The following is a 16,967-nucleotide window of genomic DNA, read 5'->3' as shown; positions in this document are numbered from 1 at the left end:
AGCAGGCGTGTCGAGAGGGCCAGGAACGCTATTCCCTTGCCGCGGGGAAAATATCGCTCCGGATCACAAGATCACTGAGACGTGTACGACCCCATCGAGCGGCGGCCACCGGGGTATAGGGAGGTCATGGCAGCAGCGCACCCTGATCCGCGTACTCGGCACTTCGGGAATTTCTACGGTCTCGAGGGCCTGGACGGCGATGAGTCGACCGACCCGGTCGTCCTCGTCGTCGGCAACTGCCAGGCGGAGTCGCTGCGCCTGATGCTCGACGGCGGAGGACTGCGCACCGTACGGATGCCGCCGGTCCACGAGCTCGTCGCCGCCGACCTCCCGCACCTCGACCGCTGGCTGGCCCGGGCCGCCCTGCTGGTCACCCAGCCGATCCGTGACGACTACCACGGTCTGCCGATCGGCTCGGCCCAGCTGACCGAGCGCCTCGGTCGCGGCACCCCGGTCCTGCGGGTGCCGGTGATCCGCTTCGCCGGCCTGTACCCGGCGCACGCCATCGTCCGCTCCCCCGCCGACCCGAGCCTGGTCCCGCCCGTGGTCGCCTACCACGACCTGCGGGTCCTCGCCGAGGCTGCCGGGCTCCGCTCACGCGCGCGGCTGGATCCGCCGGCCGTCCGGGCGATCGCCGAGCACTCCCTCGAGCAGCTCCGCTCGCGGGAGGACCGGCACGGCACGGTGGTCGTCTCCGATCTGTTCGCGACGCCGTCGTTCGCGCAGATGCGCACCCTCAACCACCCCGGCAACCCGATCTGGACGGCGCTGGCCGCGCGGGTCCGGGCGGCGTCCGGCCTGCCCGCGCACACCGTCGACCCGGGCCGGCCGTTGCTCGACGCCGTCCACGCGCCGCGCGAGGCCGCGGTCATCGACGCGTGGGGCTTCGACGAACCGGAACGCCCGCACTGGATCGTGGACGGTCACGTCGTCGAGACCGGAGCCGTCCGCGAGGCGCATCTGGACTGGTACGCCCGGCACCCCGACGCGGTGCGGGCCGGCCTGACCCGGCACGCGCACGCCCTGACCGTGCTGAGCCTCGTATGAGCGGGCTGCCGGCCCTGGTCGTCACCGCCGACCCGCGCCACGGGGTCACCGTCGCCGCCCGGGACCTGGCCACCGCGGTGGAGGCGGCCACCGGCACCCGGCTCGCCGTGACCGCCGCGGCGCTGCTCGGCGATCACCCGCCGGAGCGCGCCCACCTGCACTTCACCGACCGGCTCTGGGCCGGGTCGCCGGAGGACGCGGCCGCGCTGGTGGAGCGGATCGCCGGCCGGACGGCGCTCACCGTCACCCTGCACGACGTCCCGCAGGACTCCGACGGCCCGCGCAACCTGCCGCGTCGCGCCGACTGCTACGCCCGGGTCGCGGCAGCCGCCCGCGGCGTGGTCGTCAACAGCCGGCACGAGGCGGCGCACCTCGCCGACGCCGGCATCGTGCCCCGGGCGCTCGGCGTCGTGCCCCTGCCGGTCACCCCGGTGCCCACCGGGCCGCGACCGCAGCCGGGTGACCCCGACGTGGCCGTGCTCGGCTTCTTCTATCCGGGCAAGGGCCACGCCGAGGTGGTCGGCGCGCTCGCCACGCTCGGCGACCGGCCGCGGATGACCGTGCTGGGTGGTGCGTCCGCCGGGCACGAGACCGACCTGCTGACCTTCGCCGAGCAGGCCGGGGCACGGGGGGTCGCTGTCGACGTGACCGGATTCGTACCCGAAAAAGATCTTGTGGAACGGTGCCGGGCAGCCACCGTGCCGGTCGTGGCGCACCGCCACTTCTCCGCGTCCGGATCCCTGGCCAGCTGGATCGCCGCCGGACGCCGGCCCCTGGTCGCCGACGGGCGCTACGGCCGGGAGATGGCGGCGCTGCGACCCGGCACCGTCCACCTGGTCGCCCCGGACGACCTCCCGGCGGCGATCGCCGGCGCGCTCGCCGACCCCGCTTCGACCTGGCTCACGGCCGACGCGGTCACCCGCCCGCACCTCGACGACACCGCAGCGGCCTACCTGCGCTGGTGGACAGGAGACATCACATGGTGACCACGCCACCGCCCGGCCGTTCCGTGCCGGGCAACCGGTGGGACCTGCTCGACGGGCTCGTGCCCGCGCGGCCGCCCACCGTGTCGGTCGTCGTCGTGCACTACCGGCAGCAGGCCGAGCTCGATCGCACGCTCGCGGCGCTGCACCGCCAGACGCACCCGGCCGACCGTACCGAAATCATCGTGGTCGACGACGGGTCGCCGGAGCCGCCGCGGGTTCCGGACGGGGTCCGACTGCTGTGCCAGGCCGACGAGGGGTTCCGCGTGGCGGCGGCCCGCAACCTCGGCGCGTCGGTCGCGACCGGGGACGTGCTCTGCTTCCTGGACGCCGACACCGTGCCCGAACCCGGCTACCTGACGGCCATCACCCGGCTTCCCGCGCTCGCCCCGGAAGCCGTCGTCGCGGGCCGGCGCCGGCACGCCGACCTCGCCGGGCTCCCGGTCGACGCACCCGTCGACGTGGCCGGCCCGGCGGGCGCGCTGCCCGAACCGCAGTGGCTCCGCGACGCCTACCGGCTCAACCACGACCTGCTCGACGCCGACGACCGGTCCTACCGGTACGTGATCGGGGCCGCGCTCGCCTGTTCCCGCTGGTTCTTCCACCGGGTCGGCGGGTTCGACGAGCAGTTCCGCACGTACGGCGGCGAGGACTGGGAGTGGGTGTACCGCGCCTGGCTCGCCGGCGCCGTCCTCGCGCACGCCGCCGACGCGGTGGCCTGGCACGACGGGCCGGACTGGGCCGGCCGCGACGTCGACGACCCGGCCCGCCGGGCCCGCAAGGACGCCGAGACGCTGCTGCTCGCCGACCGCATCCCGGTCGCCGGATCCCGGGGGTACGGCCTGCGCAGCGCCGGCCCGGACGTCGTGATCCGGCTCGGCACGGCACCCTCGCCGGTGGCGGCGTACGTCTGCGTCGACTCCCTGCTCGCCGCCCTGCCCGCGGCAACCGTGCACGTGCCCGCGGAGTTCGCCGGCCTGTTCACCGCGGACCAGCGGGTGACCAGCGGCCCGGCCGGACCGGACCCCCGCACCCGCGTCGTGATCGACGTACCGGCGGCGGTGCGTGCCGACCGGGTCGCGGACCTCCTGCGCGACGCGGTGTCGGCGGTCGGCGTCGGCACCCTCGGCACCGTCCTTCTCGGACCGTCCCCGGCGCCCACGATCCGCGTCGACTCCGCACGGGCCCGGGCCCGCCGCGACACGTGGGGCGAGGAGATGTTCGAGACCCACGTGCACGCGGACGCCGGCCCTGCGGTGCTCGACGCCGACCCCGGGCTCGCCGGCTACCTCGGCGGCTGGGCCTGAACCGACCTACCGGCTGGCACGAACGGGTGAGACGCGTCCTCGGCGGGTCCTGCGATGATCGCTGTGTGAGATCACCTCGTCGGAAAGCTCTGACCTGGTGATCGACTTTGACCGCGGGTGGTGCTTGGGTGTAGCGCGTGAGCACCACCGAACGGCACCGCCGACCCGCCAGCCCGCTGCGATCGTTCCTGGCCACTGAGGCGGGCAGTGCCGGTGTGCTGCTCGCCGCGATCGTCGCCGCGCTGATCTGGGCGAACGTCGCCGACGGCTCCTACGAGCAGTTCTGGGCCACCGAGCTGTCGATCCGGCTCGGTGACATGAGCGTCGACCTGACCCTGCGCGAGTGGGTCAACAGCGGCCTGATGACGTTCTTCTTCCTGGTCGTCGGGTTGGAGGCGCGCCGCGAGTTCGACCTGGGCGACCTGCGTGACCGCCGCCGGTTCGTGCTGCCCGCCGCGGCCGGCATCGCCGGGATGATCGTGCCGGTCGGCATCTTCCTGGCGGTCAACCACGGCGGGCCGGGCACGGCCGGCTGGGGTGTGGCGATGTCCACCGACACCGCGCTGGCGCTCGGGCTGCTCGCGCTGGTCGGCCGGCGGGTGCCGGACCAGGCACGGCTGTTCCTGGTCACCGTGTCGGTGGTGGACGACCTGTTCGCGCTGCTGGTGATCGCGGTGGCCTACACCGAACACGTCCGGGCGATGCCGCTGATCCTGGCCGGTGTGCTGTTCGCCGGCGCGTTCCTGCTGGTCCGGCTGAAGGTGCGGTCCGGGTACGCGTACCTGCCGGTCGGGATCGCGATCTGGTTCGCCATGCTGGCCAGTGGCGTGGATCCGGTGGTGGCCGGGCTGGCGCTCGGGCTGATCGCGCCCGCGTACACCCCGGTCCGCAACGCGCTCGAGCAGGCGAGTGATCTGTTCCGGTCGTTCCGGGAGCAGCCGACAGTGGAGTTCGCCCGCTCGGCGCGGGTGAGCCTGGTGCAGACGCTGTCACCCAACGACCGGCTGCAGCGCACCTATCAGGGGTGGACCAGCTATCTCATCGTGCCGTTGTTCGGGCTGGCCAACGCGGGCATCGCGATCGACGGCCACTTCCTCACCCGAGCGCTGGTCTCGCCGGTCACGATCGGCGTCTTCCTCGCGTACACCGTGGGAAAACCGATCGCGGTGACCGGAGTATCGGTCCTGGTCACCTGGTTGAGCCGAGGCCGCGTGCGGCCGATGGCGGGGTGGTCGTCGGTGCTCGGGACCGGGACCATCGCCGGGATCGGGTTCACCGTGTCGTTCCTGATCGCGAACCTGGCCTTCGAGGGCGACGCGCTCGCCGAGGCGAAACTGGGCGTGCTGCTCGCCGCGGCCGCCGCCTCCGTGCTGACCTGGGCGGTGTTCCGGGTGACGTTCCTGCTGCCGCCGGGCCGGCGCGCCGTTCTGCTCCTCGGTGACGCGGAGCAGCTGACGGATCTGCTGCCGGACGTCGACGACGAGCGCGACCACGTCCGCGGGCCGGCCGAGGCGACGGTCACGGTGGTGGAGTACGGCGACTATCAATGTCCGTACTGTGGCCTCGCCGAGCCCGCGGTCCGCGAGCTGCTCGCGGACGCCGACCTGCGCTACGTCTGGCGCAACCTGCCGCTGACCGACGTGCATCCGCAGGCCCAGCTGGCCGCGCAGGCCGCCGAGGCGGCCGCGGCGCAGGGGTCCTTCTGGGCGATGCACGACCTGTTGCTGGCCCATCAGGACCGATTGAAAATCATGGACCTTCTCGCGTACGCCGAGCAGCTCGGCCTGGACCGTGACCGCTTCCACCAGGACATGACCGCCACCGGCACCCTCACCAGGATCAGCGCGGACGTCGAATCGGCGGACCTGAGCGGCGTCTCGGGCACACCGACCTTCTTCATCAACGGCCGCCGCCACTACGGCGCCTACGACGCGCAGACGTTGCGCCAGGCGGTCAAGGAGGCCCGGGTGCGCGCAAAGATCGCCGCCCGTCACCAGGCTTGAGCGTTCACGCGCGGGCCACCCATAATCGGACGATGGCGAGCAGGTGGTGGCGGCGATGGGCCTGGCTGGCGGTGCTGGTGATCGGGGTCGGGCTCTACGTGCTGGTGCTCGCCACCCTGATCGCCACCCAGAACATCAACTTCGTGCCGTCGATGATCCTGCTCGGGGCGGTCATCATCCCCGCCACGTTCCTGACGTTCGCGCAGGGCCGGTCCGGGCGGTGGCAGGTGCCCGGCACCACGATCGGGCTGACCGCGTTCCTCGGCGGGGTGATCGGCGTGGTCGCGGCCGGCTGGCTGGAGTACGACACGCTGCGCCGCCTCGGCACCGTGCCGATGGTGCTGGTCGGGCTGATCGAGGAGAGCGCCAAACTGCTCGTCCCGATCGTGGTCCTGGTCGTCTTCCGGCGCCGGCTCAGCCCCAGCGACGGCCTGGTGATCGGGGTGGCCAGCGGCATGGGTTTCGCCGCGCTGGAGACGATGGGCTACGCGTTCACCGCGCTGATCTCGTCGAACGGCAACATCGGCGACGTCGAGCAGACCCTTTTCGTACGAGCACTGACCTCACCGGCCGCGCACCCGGCCTGGACCGGGCTGACCGCCGGCGCCCTGTTCGCGCTCGCCGCCGCACCCGGCGCCCGGGCACTGCTCGTCTTCGCCGGCACCTTCGTCGGCGCGGTCACCCTGCACGCGCTCTGGGACTCGATCGGCAGCGAGGTCGCCTACGTCGTGCTGAGCGTCGTCAGCCTCACCTGGCTGATGATCGTCCTGCGCCGCTATCGCACGTTCAGCGCCGCCCACTCCGTAGCCGGAGGCGCCGCACACCCCGCGGCCGGAGGCGCCGCACACCCCGTGGCCTGATCAAAAACCCGCAGCTCCGCCACGCTCGCCGGCGCCGCGAGCAGGAACCCCTGCGCGTACCGCACCCCCGCAGCGGCCAGCGCGGCCAGCTCCGCCGCCGTCTCCACGCCCTCACCCACCACCGTCATCCCGAGCGAGTCGGCGAAACCGGCCATCGCGGTGACCAGCGCCCGCCGCGCCACGTCGTGATCGATGTCGGCCACGATGCTGCGGTCGAGTTTGATGACGTCCGGGCGTAGCCGCAGGATGTGCTGCATCGAGGCGTACCCGGCGCCCGCGTCGTCGACGGCGAGCCGGACCCCGCGCCGGCGCAGCCGCTGCACGGCCCGGTTGAGGGTGTCGTAGTCGGCGACGGCGGCGTGCTCGGTCACCTCGACGACGATCCGGGCGGCATCCGCGCCCAGGCCGGCCAGCAGCTGGTCCAGGCGTTCGTCGAGGATGGTCCGCGGTGAGGCGTTCACCGACAGGTAGACACCTGCCGGCACCTCGGGCAGCTGCCGGCAGGCCAGGGCGATGGCGTGCAGCTCCAGCTCCGGGCCGAGGCCCACCTCCCAGGCCTCGGCGAACCAGACGTCCGGCGTCCGGTACGGCACCCCGGCGAACCGCGCCAGCGACTCCCAGCCCGCCGCGTGCCGCCCGTCGATGGCGGCGATCGGCTGGAACACCATCGTCAGCCCGTCCGGGTCGCGCAGCAGCCGCTCGATGCTCGCCCGCGCGGCCTTGCGGCGGGCGCGTTCGGCGTCCTCGGCGGCGTGTGCGGCGACCTCGGCGCTGATGTCGGTGGTGAAGCCCTGATACGCGACGATCCGCCCGCGCTTGTCGTAGACCGCTGTCGCGCTGGACCGGACGTGCCGGGTGCTCCCGTCGCGGTGCAGCATCCGGGCGTACTGGTTCTGCCAGCCGCCGGTGGCCAGCGCGACCTCGGCGGCGGCGATGATCGTGGCCCGGTCCTGCTCCAGGAAGAGCATGTCGACGGCGCACCGGCCGAGGATCTCGTCCGGCCGGTACCCGAGCACGTCGGCGATCGCCGGGTTCGAGTAGACGAAGCGGTGCCCGGGGTCGACCCGCCACACCCAGCCCTGCGCGGTCTCCGCGGCGTCGTGGTACGCGTCCGACGCCGCCTGAGCGGTGTCGGCGAGTTCCCGGTGCACCCGGACCAGCCGGTACCCGGTGGCCGCGGCGACCGGGATCCACAGGATGCCGGCCAGCGCCAGCCACTCGTCGCCCTCCGGGACGTCACCCTCGAGGAACACGTCGGCCCAGTCCCACACGTACGTGCACAGCGACATCAGCATGCTGGCCGCGAGCACCGCGATCGTCACCGACACCACCCGGCGGGTCTGCGCGATCCCGTACAGCGCCTTGCGCGCGACGTCGTCGACGGCGGCGGCTCGCAGCGGGAACAGGGGCACGACCGCCATCATCGGCCGCCCGGCGGAAAGCCTGAGGACACCGCAGGACAACCCCCGGATCAACAACTTTTCGGTACGCGGGGAAAGCCGCCTGCGGAAGCCCCGGCACCGAACCAGTTCCGGAACCGGGAGCTATTGACCGTTCTCTATCGTGCCGGTGAGGATCACTCGGAGCCGCCAGCCCCATGGCGTGACGACACGAAGGGTCGACGATTCATGCGTCGCAACCGCTCCCTCGCCCGGATCGGGGCCGCGTCCGGCCTCGCCGTGCTCCTCCTCGCCGTATCGGCCGCACCCGCCTTCGCCGACCCGCCCCACAACCTCCCGCAGAACGCGGGCGGCTGGGAGCAGTCGTTCTCCCCCGCGTACGACTACGACACCGACGGCTGTTACGCCACCGCCGCGATCAGCCCGGACGGCACGCTCGCGCCCGGCCTGAAGACCACCGGCGCGGTCAACGGCAGCTGCCGTGACCAGTCCGATCTGGACAACTCACAGACCTACGCCCGCTCGAAGTGCAACAACGGCTGGTGCGCGATCGTCTACGCCAGCTACTTCGAGAAGGACCAGGCGGTCGCCGGCAGCGGTCTCGGCGGCCACCGGCACGACTGGGAACACGTCATCTCCTGGGTCAGCCAGTCGTCCAACCAGGTCGAGTACGTCACCACCACGCAGCACAGCTCCCAGGTGACCTACACCCGGGCGCAGGTGCGTTTCGACGGCAGCCACCCGAAGACCGTCTACCACAAGGACGGCCTGTCCACGCACTTCTTCCGGCTGGCCAACAGCAACGACGAGCCGCCGGAGAACCACTACCACAACTGGCGCTACCCCCCGCTGGTCGACTGGAACGGCTACCCCAGCCTGGAACTGCGCGACAAGCTGATGGCCGCCGACTTCGGCTCGGCCACCATCAAGATCAAGGACGGCTCGTTCGAGTACCTGCTCAACGTCTCGAAGCCGGCCGGCATCACCTTCGACCCCTACGCCTGACCCGCCAGCACCCTCCGCACGACCGACGCGCGGCGCGCCTGCCCCCAGGCCGCCGCGCGTCTCACGTCCCCGGCTGGTTCGCAGGGGTGTCTCGCGTACCGCGAGACACCCCTGCGAACCAGCCACTGCCTGGAGGCGCGCTTGTGGTCCGGGCCGGTACCGGTCAGGCGGGCCAGAGCGGCAGGTCGAGGGCGGAGGGGCGGAACTCGGCGTGCGAGATCTGCTGCTCGGCGCGGTGCAGGGTCGCCGCCTCCGCGGCCGGCTCGCCCGAGCCGGGGTTGCGGGCGTATCGCGGGTGGGCGCCCGAGCTGACCTGCACGCTGATCCGGTGACCGGCCGTGAACCGGTGGAACGCCGGCCAGAGCGGCACGGTCACCTCCCGGAAGCCGTCCTCGTCGGGTTCCGGGTCGGTGGCGCTCGCCGCGACACCCCCGATCCGGCGGATGCCGTCACAGACGGTCATCGAGCGGCCGTCCGGGTGCACGTCACAGATCCGGACGAAGACGTCCGCGCTCGGCTGCGACGACCGGAACCGGATCCGGGCCACCGGCTCGCCGGCGATCGTGACCGGCGCGGCCAGCGGGTCGCCGCGGAAGACCGCCACGTCGGCCCGGGTCTCGTGCGCGACGTTGTCGACCGGCCCGGAGTTCGGCAGCAGGCTGGGGCCGCCGACGGCCGGCGTCGGGTCGGCCGGGTCGTACACATAGGTGGTCACGCCCCCGGCCGGCGGCTCCGGGGCGAGCCGGCCGCTCTCGTGCAGGTTCCACTGCTGGGCCGTGACACCCGGTGGCGGCCAGGACGGCAGGTCGTGCCACCGGTCGGCGCCGGTCAGGTATGCCCGGACCAGCGCGGACCGCTCGTCCGGCGCCCCGGCGAACTGCTCCTTGAGGAACGCCACCGCCTCACCGACGGCCGGCCCGCCCATGCCCCGGGACGTGTGCCCCCACGGCCCGACGGTGAGCCGTGGCGGCCGGCCGGCCGCGGTGAGCTGGGCGTGGTTGCGCAGCTGCCAGGGCAGGAAGATGTCGTACCAGCCGGTGATCATGTAGATCGGGGCGGTGACGGCGGGGACCACGGCGGTGTGTGACTGCTGGGTCCAGTACTCGTCGGTGAGCCGCTCGTGGCCGACCCAGTCCTGGTACCAGTGCACGGCCCGGCCGGTCGCCGCGGTGTCGCCGGCGCTGAGCGGGAGCGCGCCGAAGGCCCGGCCCAGCTTGGGGTCGGGGCGCACCATGGCCAGGCCGAGCGGGATCATGTCCCGGCGGATCATCCGGTCCATCATCTGCGTCCAGCCGAGCGCGTTGCGCAGCGCGAACGCGCCGTTGTCCCAGGTGATCGCGCCGAAGTCGGGCATCGTCACCAGCAGGCAGAGCGCGTCCGGCGCCAGCTCGGGGTCCGCGGACACCGCCCACTGGGTGTAACCCATGTAGCTGGGCCCGAACGTGGCGACCGCGCCGGTGAACCACGGCTGCCGGCGCACCCAGCGGTGGGTGGCCAGGCCGTCGCGCTGCTCGTCGACCTGCGGGGTGAAGACCCCTCCGGAGCCCCAGGTGCCCCGGCAGCTCTGGAACAGCACCGGAAAACCCTCCCGGGCCAGGGCACGCGCTTCACCCGCGACCGGACCACTGCGACCGTACGGCCCACGGATCACGATCGTCGGCAACCGTGGATCGGCGTCGCCGACCGGAGTGATCAGGTTGGCGAGCAGCTCGACGCCGTCGTCCATCGGGACGCGCAGGTCCTTCCGGACGGTGATGTCGCAGGGGCCGGGGGTGAGGCCGGGCAGCATCCGGGCCTGCACCCAGCGGCCGAACCGCTGTCGCACCGTGCTCATGGGATCTCCTCGGGACGGGTGAGCGCCTCGCGCAGGCGTTCCAGCGCGGGCAGCGCGGCGGCGAGCGCGGACCGGTCCGCCGCGGACAGGGTGGCCGCGGCGCCGCCGAGCAGCATCCCGCTCGCCAGGTCGAAACGGTCGAACAGGTCGAGGGCCTTCGCGGTGGCGAGCACCTCGACGTGACGGCGGTTGCCGGGGCGCGGACGGCGCTCGACGAGCCCGTTCGCCTCCATCGTGGTGAGCAGGTTGCTGACCGTGGGGCGGCTCATCCCGAGGCGTCCGGCCAGCTCACCGGGCCCGGCAACGGTCCCCCGGGGCAGCGCCCGGATGATCTCGATCTGCGGGTCCGGTATCTCCGGCAGGCGCTCGGCGGCCCGCGCGGCGGCGAGCAGCGTCCGGCGCAGCGGCGAGATCACCGCCGCCAGCCGCGCTGCATCGAGATCGGCCCCTGCCATCCGCACAGTTTTGTGACAAACATGTTGCCCGTCAAGAGGGCCGGCGTCAGCCACAGGTCCGGGTCGACGACGTCGCCGGCGGGATGAAGGCCAGCCGCAGGCCGTCCTTGGCACGCCGGATCGTGCTGCCCAGGCTCGGCTGGTAGAACGCGATCCAGCCGTCACTCTCGCCGAGGTAGAGCGCGAAGAACTCGGCGGTGCCGTCCCGGACACACACCGGGTCGGCGTGCACGTCGAACGTCAGGGTCAGCCCGGCCGGCGGGATCGGCCGCCCCGATGCGACCTGACGGGCCAGTCCGGCCATCCGGGCGGTGGCGAACCGGACGCTCGCGCCGTACGACAGCGCGATCACCGCCACCCACAGCAGCGCCACCGCACGTTTCCGCTCCGGCGTGCCGGCGTAGCGCCGCAGCACGATCGTGGCTGCCGCGGTGACGATCACCCCGGCGGTCACGCCAGCGGTGGTGGTACGGAAGGGCGCGGCGAACAGGATCGGGGCTGTCGTCGCGCCGAGCACGACCGGGCCCAGACCGGCCAGTGCCGCCACGCTGATCCACAGGGTCGTCACCGGCGCCGTCTCCTGCAGGAACCACGACAACGTCGCGTGGATCACGGCGAACAGACCGACCAGGGCGGACACGAAGAGCGCGAGCGCGATGGCGGCGTGCGCGATGATCCGGCGCTGGTCCAGCCCGACGTCCTCCGGCGAAATCCAGCGTGCGATAGAACCTGTCGTAGCCGAGGGCGACCAGCCCGTAGATCAGCCCACCGGCCACGGCCAGCACGATCGCCGCGTTCGCCAGGAACGCGCCCGTCAGCGGGCTGAGTCCCGGGGAGTCCGCCGTCGTGGTGTCGCCATCCACGCCTGCATCCTGCTCGCGATGGTGACGGTCGCCGAGGGGTTCGTCGGCCATCGGACCGTCGCGGGAAGCAACGGTGCGGCCGGAAAAGATCAAAGAACGGTTGATCCGCTGATGGGAGCGCTCCCGTATTGCTGTCCGTAACGAAGCTCGGACGGCAGAAGGTGCGGGATACCAATGTACAGATCACGGTTGCAGAAAGCCCGCACCCGGGTCCGCCGGTGGCAGGTCGTGGCGGTGGCCGGTGTCGCCGTGGTCGCGGCGGGAGTCGGGATCGGCGTCGCCTCGGCCGGCCAGGCGGTGCCGACGGTGAACTGCCCGCAGGTGAAGGTCACCGTCGCGGTGCCCGCCCAGCAGCGTGCCGACGTGCAGCGCAACCTGCAGCTGCTCAACACGCAGATCACCGAGGCGAACAACCGGCTGCGCAGCACCGTCGGGCAGGGCGGCAAGAACTTCATCCAGAACGCGATCCTCGGGCCGCTGCGGGACAAGCGGGTCGCCACCATCGACCGGATCGAGATCGCGATCGGGCGCAACGCGGCGCGGCCGAACCTGAACGCCGCCAAGGTGGCCACCTGCACGCTGAACACCAGCGGCGGCGCCTCGGCACAGCAGCCCACCGCGATGCCGACCGCCACGAAGACGACGGCGCCGACGGTCAAGCCGACCACCCCGGCCACCAAGGCGCCCACCACCGCGCCGGCCACCAAGGCGCCGACCGTCGCTCCCCCGGCCGCCACCGTCACCGCGGCGCCGTCGTCCGGAACCCCGGTCGCGGTCAACGGCCAGCTCAGCGTGTGCGGCACGAAGCTGTGCAACAAGAACGGCACGGCGATCCAGCTGCGCGGCATGAGCAGCCACGGGCTGCAGTTCTTCCCGAACTGCGTGAACGCCGGCTCGCTCGACGCGATCCGCAACGACTGGAACGCCGACTTCATCCGGCTTTCGATGTACGTCCAGGAGGGCGGCCTGGCCAGCGACCCGGCCGGGTTCACCGCCAAGGTCAACGGGCTGGTGGACACCGCCACCAAGCTCGGCCTCTACGTGATCGTGGACTTCCACATCCTCACGCCGGGTGACCCGAACTTCAACCTCGGCCTGGCCAAGACGTTCTTCGCCGACGTGACCGCCAAGCACGCGGGCAACAACAACGTCATCTACGAGGTCGCCAACGAGCCGAACGGGGTCAGCTGGGACGCCATCAAGTCCTACGCCGACCAGGTCATCCCGGTGATCCGCAAGAACGCGCCGAACAGCGTGGTGCTCGTCGGCACCCGCGGCTTCTCCTCGCTGGGCCTGACCGACGGCGCCACCGAGCAGGAGATCATCGACGACCCGGTGACCTTCAAGAACGTGATGTACACGTTCCACTTCTACGCCGCATCACACGGCGCGGACCGGCGGGCCGCGGTGGCCCGGGCGGCGAAGAGCCTGCCGCTGTTCGTCAGCGAGTTCGGCACACAGACGTTCACCGGCGACGGCGGCAACGACTTCACCAGCACCACCGCCTGGCTCGACCTGCTGAAGAGCCTGAAGATCAGCTACGCGATGTGGAGCCTCTCCGACGGGCGGGAGACCAACTCCGCGTTCAAGCAGGGCACCTGCGCCGGCACCACGTTCAAGGGCACCGGCGTGCTGACCGAATCCGGCCGCTACATCCGCAGCCGGATCCTGACCGGCGTCGGTTCCCCCAACTGACGCCGACGGCCCGGCTGCTTCTCCCCCCAAGGAGCAGCCGGGCACCGGCTTTTTACTCGTACGAAAATCGCCCTTGAAAACCGCGGTCAGTTCCCGATCGGAACCGGTCTGTCGACCTGGACCGCGGTGCCGTAGTCGGCGAACGTGATCACGGTCCGCCAGCTCAGCGGCTGACGGTCGGCCACGGACGGATCCGCACCCGTCGTCGTGGTCTCCTGGACGATCCTGGCCAGCAGCTGCGAATCCGCCCCCACCTCGACAACGCCGGTGACCTGGTGCTCGGCGGTCGAGGCGTCAGCGGCCACCGGATAGCTGAACGTGTACGTGTCGACCGCCGCACTCCCGCTGCCCGACCGCCCCGCCGGAGTGGTGCTGCCAAGAGTCCGCAACGTCTCCAGCAGCACTCGCGGATCCACCGTCAGGTCATTGACCAGCGACGACGTCGCCGGCGTCGCGGTGCCGAGCACGACGGCCAGATCCGATCGCTTGACCTGTCGTTTCCAGACATTGGTGTCCGGGCGCCCCACGAACACGTCGTCGCCGATGATCCGCACCTCGATCGGGACCGGGGTGCCCACCGCCTTGCCGCGGACCCGGGTCGGCCCGATCCGCAGGTATCCCCGGTCGGCGCCCGCGTCGAACGCCCCCTGATACTCCGAGCTCTCGGTGTACCCCTTGAGCCGGCCGGTCTCGTAGGAGCGCGTGACGGTGATCCCCAGCCCGAAGCTGGACCGCGTCGTGGCCTGCACCGCCGCGGCCAGCTGCAACGCCGGCGCCGAGGCGACCGGCCGATCCCCGGCCCGCGGCGGTTGCCCGGTGTCGCTGAGTACCAGGACCCCGCTCAGCACGGCCGCCACCCCGAGCACCCCGCCCGCGGTCACCGCCCGGCGCACGTTCGTCCGCCGATGATGACGGGACGCGGCGGCCCCCAAGACGTCCGTGTCGAGGCGGACGCCGGCCGCGTACTCGTGGAACTCGTCGGTGAGCCGCTGCTGCAGTCGTCCGGTCATCTGCTCTGCTCCGTTTCGGTGAGAAGTTCGTCGAGCGCCCACACGCCGGCGGTCAGCTCACGCAGGCGGGCCAACCCCCGCGAGGCCGAGGACTTGACCGTGCCCGCCGAGCACCCCAGCGCCGCCGCGATCTCCGCCTCGCTGAGCTCCTCCCAGTACCGCAGCACCAGCACCACCCGTTGCCGCGGTGGCAACGCCGCCAGCGCCTGGAGGAGCACCTCCCGCAGATGCAAGTCCTCGGTACCGTCCGGGTGACTGCCCGGATCGACGTCCATCAGCACTTCCGGCTGACGGCGGCGGACCCGCCACCGGTCCACCGCCAGGTGGTACAACATCCGCCGCAGGTAGCCCTCCGGATCACCGCGCACCCGGTGCCACTTGCGCATGAGCCGCTCCAGCGCCGCCTGCAGCAGGTCCTCGCCCGCGACCCGGCTGCCGGTCAGGAACACCGCGGTGGCCAGCAACGCGCTGCCGCGCTCCGCGACGAACACGTCCAGCCCGTCGAAGTTCTTCGTCCGCACTCGCTCTCCTTCCGTCAATCCAAGTACGCCCGGGGACGTGCGTGGGTTGTCAGCGAGTGCCCGCGAATTTCGGCGAGTCCGAGCGGACTCGCACAGCAGCGTTATCGTCGGATCATCCGGACCGCACCCGAATGATCGGAGCACGCAGCTAATGGAACCTCATGAGCATCCCGCGCAGCCGGCCGACGGCAAACCGGCCGAAGGCCTGGAGAACTGGCTGCAGGACCTCCGCACCGACGTGGCGGCGGACCCGTTCGCCTGGGCCGACACCGCCGAGGAGACACCTCCCAGCCCGACCGTTCCTGATCAGATCCACAGCGGTGGTGGCGGGCGGCACCGCGCCGCGGACTGAGGAGCAGACCGAGGTCGGCGTGGCCTATACCTTGGTCGGTCCTGCCTGAACCATCGGCCGTCGCCGGGATGCCGGGCCGCGCACCAGGCTGGGCGCATGACCTTCACCCGAGCACAGTTTCTCGGCCTGGCCGCGGCGGCGAGCGGCGCGGCGCTCCTGCCCTCGGCGGCGACGGAGGCGGCCACGCCACGGCGCGGCCTGGCCCTGCGGGGCGTCGTCTATGAGGTCGGCGAGACCTGGAGCGCTCACCGCATGCGCCACGACCTGCGGGCCATCCGGCACGACCTGCACGCCAACGCCGTCAAGGTCACCGGTTCCGGGGTCGACGAGCTCACCGCCACCGCCGCCGAGGCCGCGGAACGTGGGCTGCACGTCTGGCTGGAGCCGACGCTCGGCGACCGGCCCGAGGCGGAGATCCTCGACCACCTCGCGGAGACCGGCCGGTTCGCCGAACGGCTGCGCCGCCAGGGCGCCGGAGTCCATCTGAGCGTCGGATGCGAGTTCCTGCTGTTCGTCCCGGGCATCGTTCCCGGCGACACGATCCTGGAGCGGATCGCGAACCTGCAGAACGGGAACTTCGACCCGGTTCAGATGATCGCGCGCCTGCGCCGCTTCACCGCGCGGGCCGCCGGCGTCGGCCGGGCCGTCTTCAAGGGCAAGATGACGTACGCGGCAGCAGAGGACGAGGACGTCGACTGGGACCTCTTCGACATCGTCGGGCTCGACTACTACGGATACTTCCCGAGCCAGGCCGGCTACCTGCGCGACCTCAGGCGCCACCTCCGTCCCGGCAAGCCCCTGGCCATCATGGAGTTCGGGACCTGCACGTTCGAGGGCGCGCCGGAGCGGGGCGGCATGGGGTGGGACGTCGTCGACTACGACCAGGACCCGCCCGAGATCATCGGCGACCTGCGGCGCAGCGAGCGGACCCAGGCGCACTATCTGGCGAGCGCGCTCGCGGCCTTCGAGGCGCTGAACCTGTACTCGGCGCTGGCGTTCACGTTCGTCACCCCGGAGTCCGAGCACCGCCGCGAGCCGCGCTACGACCTCGACATGGCCAGTTACGCCCTGGTCAAGCCGATCCGGGACCGGCCCGGCGACCCGTCATCGGATTGGCACTGGGAACCAAAGGAGTCGTTCCACACGCTGGCCCGGGCGTACCGCAGGATGAACCCATGACGAGCATGGGTGTGGTGCGCAGCTTCGACCCGGACGAGGGCTGGGGCGTGATCGACGGCCCCGACGTGCCGGGCGGCTGCTGGGTGCACTTCTCCGCCATCGCGGTCGAGGGATTCCGGGAGTTGACGCCCGGCCAGCAGGTCTCCTTCCGCGCGGAGCAGGGCGACCAGGACGGGTTCGACTACCGGGCGCTGAAGGCCTGGCCGGGCGTCGGCGCCGAACCACCGGACCAGGTCGCCACCCCGCACAGCCCGGCCGCCTACCAGAGCACGCTCACGCTGACCTTCGATCCGTCCGGCGACGACCACCCGGTTGAGACGCGCCACTGAGCGGCGCGCGGCAGCTCGGCTGGTGCTGACCGGAAAATACGACCTGGTGTGCGGGTTTGTGTGCAGGTGGTATCGCTGGCCGGGGCGGGGCCCCGGTCGGTGTTTGGTGGGTTGTCAGGCTGTG

16 protein-coding genes are annotated in these 16,967 nt (G+C 72.0%); 10 read left to right on the top strand and 6 right to left on the bottom strand.

Annotation, left to right across the window (positions count from 1 at the left end; all coding sequences use genetic code 11):
* The first annotated feature begins 126 nt into the window (after positions 1 to 126).
* The 5 genes from ADL15_RS02805 to ADL15_RS02785 all read left to right on the top strand — a co-directional run bounded on the left by ADL15_RS02805 (position 127) and on the right by ADL15_RS02785 (position 6,200).
* A complete protein-coding gene (locus tag ADL15_RS02805; protein ID WP_067684832.1) occupies positions 127 to 1,047 on the top strand; it encodes a WcbI family polysaccharide biosynthesis putative acetyltransferase in 921 nt (306 codons plus the stop codon).
* Positions 1,044 to 2,033, top strand: a complete 990-nt coding sequence (locus tag ADL15_RS02800) for a glycosyltransferase family protein (protein ID WP_067684830.1) — start codon at positions 1,044 to 1,046, stop codon at positions 2,031 to 2,033. The genes ADL15_RS02805 and ADL15_RS02800 overlap by 4 nt, the downstream gene beginning before the upstream one ends.
* Positions 2,027 to 3,337 carry a glycosyltransferase gene (locus ADL15_RS02795; protein WP_067684828.1) on the top strand — a complete coding sequence of 437 codons (1,311 nt, stop codon included), beginning with the start codon at positions 2,027 to 2,029 and terminating at the stop codon, positions 3,335 to 3,337. Before ADL15_RS02800 ends, ADL15_RS02795 begins: the two co-directional genes overlap by 7 nt.
* 137 nt (positions 3,338 to 3,474) lie before the next feature.
* Positions 3,475 to 5,340, top strand: a complete 1,866-nt coding sequence (nhaA, locus tag ADL15_RS02790; RefSeq protein ID WP_067684825.1) for a Na+/H+ antiporter NhaA — start codon at positions 3,475 to 3,477, stop codon at positions 5,338 to 5,340.
* A gap of 32 nt (positions 5,341 to 5,372) precedes the next feature.
* On the top strand, positions 5,373 to 6,200 hold the full coding sequence (locus ADL15_RS02785; RefSeq protein WP_067684822.1) for a PrsW family intramembrane metalloprotease: 828 nt from the start codon (positions 5,373 to 5,375) through the stop codon (positions 6,198 to 6,200).
* Here ADL15_RS02785 and ADL15_RS02780 read toward each other — a convergent pair.
* A complete protein-coding gene (locus tag ADL15_RS02780) occupies positions 6,116 to 7,612 on the bottom strand; it encodes a sensor domain-containing phosphodiesterase (RefSeq protein WP_198170485.1) in 1,497 nt (498 codons plus the stop codon). The two genes, ADL15_RS02785 and ADL15_RS02780, sit on opposite strands and share 85 nt — an antisense overlap.
* Positions 7,613 to 7,828: 216 nt before the next feature.
* Between ADL15_RS02780 and ADL15_RS02775 the strand changes: the two genes are divergently transcribed.
* Complete coding sequence (locus ADL15_RS02775) at positions 7,829 to 8,605, top strand: NPP1 family protein (RefSeq protein ID WP_067684818.1); 777 nt, start codon at positions 7,829 to 7,831, stop codon at positions 8,603 to 8,605.
* Positions 8,606 to 8,768: 163 nt separating this feature from the next.
* On the opposite strand, the gene ADL15_RS02770 is transcribed toward ADL15_RS02775, so the two are convergent.
* The 3 genes from ADL15_RS02770 to ADL15_RS02760 are packed head-to-tail and all read right to left on the bottom strand — an operon-like array spanning position 8,769 to position 11,534.
* On the bottom strand, positions 8,769 to 10,439 hold the full coding sequence (locus ADL15_RS02770) for a CocE/NonD family hydrolase (RefSeq protein ID WP_067684816.1): 1,671 nt from the start codon (positions 10,437 to 10,439) through the stop codon (positions 8,769 to 8,771).
* Positions 10,436 to 10,894, bottom strand: a complete 459-nt coding sequence (locus ADL15_RS02765; protein ID WP_067684814.1) for a MarR family winged helix-turn-helix transcriptional regulator — start codon at positions 10,892 to 10,894, stop codon at positions 10,436 to 10,438. Before ADL15_RS02765 ends, ADL15_RS02770 begins: the two co-directional genes overlap by 4 nt.
* Positions 10,895 to 10,940: 46 nt before the next feature.
* Complete coding sequence (locus tag ADL15_RS02760) at positions 10,941 to 11,534, bottom strand: hypothetical protein (RefSeq protein ID WP_067684812.1); 594 nt, start codon at positions 11,532 to 11,534, stop codon at positions 10,941 to 10,943.
* A 397-nt stretch (positions 11,535 to 11,931) separates the two neighbouring features.
* Between ADL15_RS02760 and ADL15_RS02755 the strand changes: the two genes are divergently transcribed.
* The gene (locus ADL15_RS02755; protein WP_067684810.1) at positions 11,932 to 13,452 is read left to right on the top strand and encodes a glycoside hydrolase family 5 protein; all 1,521 of its coding nucleotides are present in this window, start codon (positions 11,932 to 11,934) and stop codon (positions 13,450 to 13,452) included.
* Between the two features lie 86 nt (positions 13,453 to 13,538).
* Here ADL15_RS02755 and ADL15_RS02750 read toward each other — a convergent pair whose 3' ends face one another.
* Together ADL15_RS02750 and ADL15_RS02745 are read right to left on the bottom strand one after the other, a co-directional pair.
* Complete coding sequence (locus ADL15_RS02750) at positions 13,539 to 14,462, bottom strand: hypothetical protein (protein WP_067684808.1); 924 nt, start codon at positions 14,460 to 14,462, stop codon at positions 13,539 to 13,541.
* Positions 14,459 to 14,983 (bottom strand): SigE family RNA polymerase sigma factor, encoded by a 525-nt coding sequence (locus ADL15_RS02745; protein ID WP_067684807.1) that lies wholly within the window; start codon positions 14,981 to 14,983, stop codon positions 14,459 to 14,461. Before ADL15_RS02745 ends, ADL15_RS02750 begins: the two co-directional genes overlap by 4 nt.
* Positions 14,984 to 15,134: 151 nt before the next feature.
* Here ADL15_RS02745 and ADL15_RS02740 point away from each other — a divergent pair, with 151 nt between their 5' ends.
* The 3 genes from ADL15_RS02740 (at position 15,135) to ADL15_RS56330 (ending at position 16,843) form a co-directional block, all read left to right on the top strand.
* Positions 15,135 to 15,335, top strand: a complete 201-nt coding sequence (locus tag ADL15_RS02740) for a hypothetical protein (protein WP_067684805.1) — start codon at positions 15,135 to 15,137, stop codon at positions 15,333 to 15,335.
* Between the two features lie 96 nt (positions 15,336 to 15,431).
* The gene (locus tag ADL15_RS02735; protein WP_067684803.1) at positions 15,432 to 16,514 is read left to right on the top strand and encodes an abortive phage infection protein; all 1,083 of its coding nucleotides are present in this window, start codon (positions 15,432 to 15,434) and stop codon (positions 16,512 to 16,514) included.
* On the top strand, positions 16,511 to 16,843 hold the full coding sequence (locus tag ADL15_RS56330) for a cold-shock protein (RefSeq protein ID WP_067684801.1): 333 nt from the start codon (positions 16,511 to 16,513) through the stop codon (positions 16,841 to 16,843). Before ADL15_RS02735 ends, ADL15_RS56330 begins: the two co-directional genes overlap by 4 nt.
* Positions 16,844 to 16,967 lie beyond the last annotated feature (124 nt).

This window comes from Actinoplanes awajinensis subsp. mycoplanecinus, assembly GCF_001509495.1.
Taxonomy (GTDB): Bacteria; Actinomycetota; Actinomycetes; order Mycobacteriales; family Micromonosporaceae; genus Actinoplanes; species Actinoplanes palleronii.
Note: the sequence above shows the minus strand (reverse complement) of the source record. Positions and strands in the feature narration are given on the sequence as shown.

What these genes read in the sequence shown, in the direction of transcription:
- ADL15_RS02755 (WP_067684810.1), top strand. Translation starts at nt 11,932, where the DNA reads ATGTACAGATCACGGTTGCAGAAAGCCCGCACCCGGGTCCGCCGGTGG.
- ADL15_RS02800 (WP_067684830.1), top strand. Translation starts at nt 1,044, where the DNA reads ATGAGCGGGCTGCCGGCCCTGGTCGTCACCGCCGACCCGCGCCACGGG.
- ADL15_RS02770 (WP_067684816.1), bottom strand. Translation starts at nt 10,439, where the DNA reads ATGAGCACGGTGCGACAGCGGTTCGGCCGCTGGGTGCAGGCCCGGATG.
- ADL15_RS02735 (WP_067684803.1), top strand. Translation starts at nt 15,432, where the DNA reads ATGACCTTCACCCGAGCACAGTTTCTCGGCCTGGCCGCGGCGGCGAGC.
- ADL15_RS02795 (WP_067684828.1), top strand. Translation starts at nt 2,027, where the DNA reads ATGGTGACCACGCCACCGCCCGGCCGTTCCGTGCCGGGCAACCGGTGG.
- ADL15_RS56330 (WP_067684801.1), top strand. Translation starts at nt 16,511, where the DNA reads ATGACGAGCATGGGTGTGGTGCGCAGCTTCGACCCGGACGAGGGCTGG.
- ADL15_RS02805 (WP_067684832.1), top strand. Translation starts at nt 127, where the DNA reads ATGGCAGCAGCGCACCCTGATCCGCGTACTCGGCACTTCGGGAATTTC.
- ADL15_RS02765 (WP_067684814.1), bottom strand. Translation starts at nt 10,894, where the DNA reads ATGGCAGGGGCCGATCTCGATGCAGCGCGGCTGGCGGCGGTGATCTCG.
- ADL15_RS02775 (WP_067684818.1), top strand. Translation starts at nt 7,829, where the DNA reads ATGCGTCGCAACCGCTCCCTCGCCCGGATCGGGGCCGCGTCCGGCCTC.
- ADL15_RS02740 (WP_067684805.1), top strand. Translation starts at nt 15,135, where the DNA reads ATGGAACCTCATGAGCATCCCGCGCAGCCGGCCGACGGCAAACCGGCC.
- ADL15_RS02785 (WP_067684822.1), top strand. Translation starts at nt 5,373, where the DNA reads ATGGCGAGCAGGTGGTGGCGGCGATGGGCCTGGCTGGCGGTGCTGGTG.
- ADL15_RS02750 (WP_067684808.1), bottom strand. Translation starts at nt 14,462, where the DNA reads ATGACCGGACGACTGCAGCAGCGGCTCACCGACGAGTTCCACGAGTAC.